We start from the raw sequence: 2413 nt of genomic DNA, 5'->3' as shown, positions 1-2413 counted from the left end.
TGTAGGAGAATAATTGTATAGAATAATCCATTTTTTATTAATAAATTTTAGCAGTTCTAACAAACCACCACCATAGTAATAAATAAAAATAGTTAAGAGAACAGAAAATGCACCATTTATTTTTAAACTATTCAATAGGTGAGATAATGCTAAAGCACCAAAGATTAAAGGTGACATATTAATTAATGAGATTATAAAACTATTTAATGTTTTATAGTCTTTTTCAAACAAAAGTGAACCGAAAAGTATACTTACAATAGTACAAATTAAACATAATATAAAGAAATAAAAGAGAAATATTATAAACTTTCCGTAATAAATAGTATCTAATGAAATATCGAAAGAAATACTTTGTTTTACTATGTTTTTGTTCTCTTTATTGTTGACTATTAAATTCATTGCTGAACCAATAGCAATGATAAAGAGTCCTGAGGAAACTATATTAACAAGAAAGAATTTTAAATTAGCGTATGGGAATTTAAAAGTAGTTTTATCAAAGTATACTAATGTAAAAGCTGCTAATATAATTAGTGTTGCACATATTATTGTATATAAATATATGCTTTTGCTATGTAATAATCTATAATTCTCACTTTTGATATAATTAATCAATTTCATCACCTCTTTTAATATTTAAGAAGTAATCTTCTAGATTAGATACTTCAATTTTAAATTCATATACATCTATATTATTTTCAAATAGTATCTTATTAATTAAGTTATATTCAATCGAGCTTTGATACACAATTATTTCTTGCGCATTGATTACCCTGTAATCAATATTTTGTATATTTTCTTCTAAAACTTGAGAAGTTTTTGATGTATTATCAACGCGTATTAACAGCTGGTGTTTACTTTCTTGAGTTAACTTTTCTCTACTAATATCTTTAATAATTTCACCTTTATCAATGAATACAAATCTATCAGCTACTTGTTGTAATTCACTTAATATATGACTAGACAAAAGGAAAGTAATACCGTGCTCTTGATTTAACCGGCGAATTAAATTCCTAAAGTCTTTTATTCCTTGTGCATCTAACCCGTTTATTGGTTCATCCAAAATTAATAAATCAGGTCCATTTAATAGAGCTAAAGCTAATCCTAGCCTTTGTTTCATACCTAAAGAGTATGTTTTGAATTTTTTATTAACGTTTTCTAATTCCACCGCTTTAAGTACTTCAGTAATGTCTTTAGTATTTGAAATACCTCTTTGAATACTAAAATACTTCAAATTCTGAAAGGCTGTGAAATTATTAATAAAGTCAGGATGTTCAATCATGAATCCTATTCGCTTACGCATTTGATTTTTTATATCGGATTTTTTATTAAATAATTCTATACTTCCACTATCAGCTTTAATTTGATTTGCTAATAATTTAAAAAATGTAGATTTACCAGCACCATTTCTACCTATTAAAGCACAAACTTCACCTTTACGTAGTTCAAAATTTGTAGGTAATAATCCATGATTGTCTTTATACTTTTTACTTAAGTCTTTTGTTTTGATTACTAGATCCATAATATTCGCCCCTTTCCAAAAGACAATTTAAGTATAAATGGAAAGGTCTTAAAATCCTTTAAGTAAAATATAAAGAAAGTATAAAGAAAATTATTCTATTATAAATCCAATCCCCCATACAGTTTTAATATAAGATCGGTTAGTATAGGTACTCAATTTTTTCTAATGTTTGATACGTGGACATTAACCGTATTATCATCTCCTAAATAAAGTCCCTGAATTTCTTCATAAATCTTTTGTTTTGATATTGGTTTTTTAGGAGTTTTCATTAATAAGCATAAAATATCATATTCTTTATTTGTTAATTCGATTTTATTTTTATTTAAGTAAACATTTCTAGTCGATTTATCTATACTTAATTCTTTCCATACTAATAAATTTTGACGTGGGGATTGATTTAAATTTCTTAATTGAACTTCAACACGTGCAGATAATTCTTTATTATTAAAAGGTTTTGTTAAATAGTCATCTGCTCCTTTATTTAATAATCGAACTTTTTCTTCAACTTCAGTTTTAGCTGATACAACAATAATTCTGCTCATTAAGTGTTTTTTTATATAAGTGAGTAATTCTTCACCCTCAATATGAGGTAACATTAAATCTAGCAATATTAAATCGTAATTATGTGTTTTTAAATACTCTAAAGCTTCATTTCCTGAATAAACTATAGTAGTTTTAATTTTCATTTTTGTTAATGTTAATGACAAAATATGTGCAATATCTATATCATCTTCAATAATTAACGCATTATACTCCATAAACCTAAGTCCTCTTTCTTCAATGGAAGTTTTTAATTATATTATATATTTTTATATGTATTATTTTTAGTAATTTCTTTCTATATATAAGAGTAATATTTTAAAAATATTGATAATATCCTTAATAAATTAAAGT

General features: G+C 24.7%; 2 protein-coding genes and 1 pseudogene. All 3 read right to left on the bottom strand.

The window, feature by feature from the left end:
• Window positions 1-612, bottom strand: a 612-nt coding sequence (locus tag CD127_RS11790; protein ID WP_240623881.1) for a hypothetical protein, incomplete at its 3' end; no start/stop codon positions are given.
• Window positions 605-1519, bottom strand: a complete 915-nt coding sequence (locus CD127_RS11785) for an ABC transporter ATP-binding protein (RefSeq protein WP_103366815.1) — start codon at window positions 1517-1519, stop codon at window positions 605-607. The genes CD127_RS11790 and CD127_RS11785, both read right to left, overlap by 8 nt.
• A 90-nt stretch (window positions 1520-1609) precedes the next feature.
• Window positions 1610-2277, bottom strand: a pseudogene (locus tag CD127_RS11780) (response regulator transcription factor).
• Window positions 2278-2413: the final 136 nt, after the last annotated feature.

The organism is Staphylococcus petrasii (genome assembly GCF_002902565.1).
Lineage (GTDB): Bacteria > Bacillota > Bacilli > Staphylococcales > Staphylococcaceae > Staphylococcus > Staphylococcus petrasii.
This window is presented reverse-complemented; position numbering and strand designations above follow the sequence as displayed.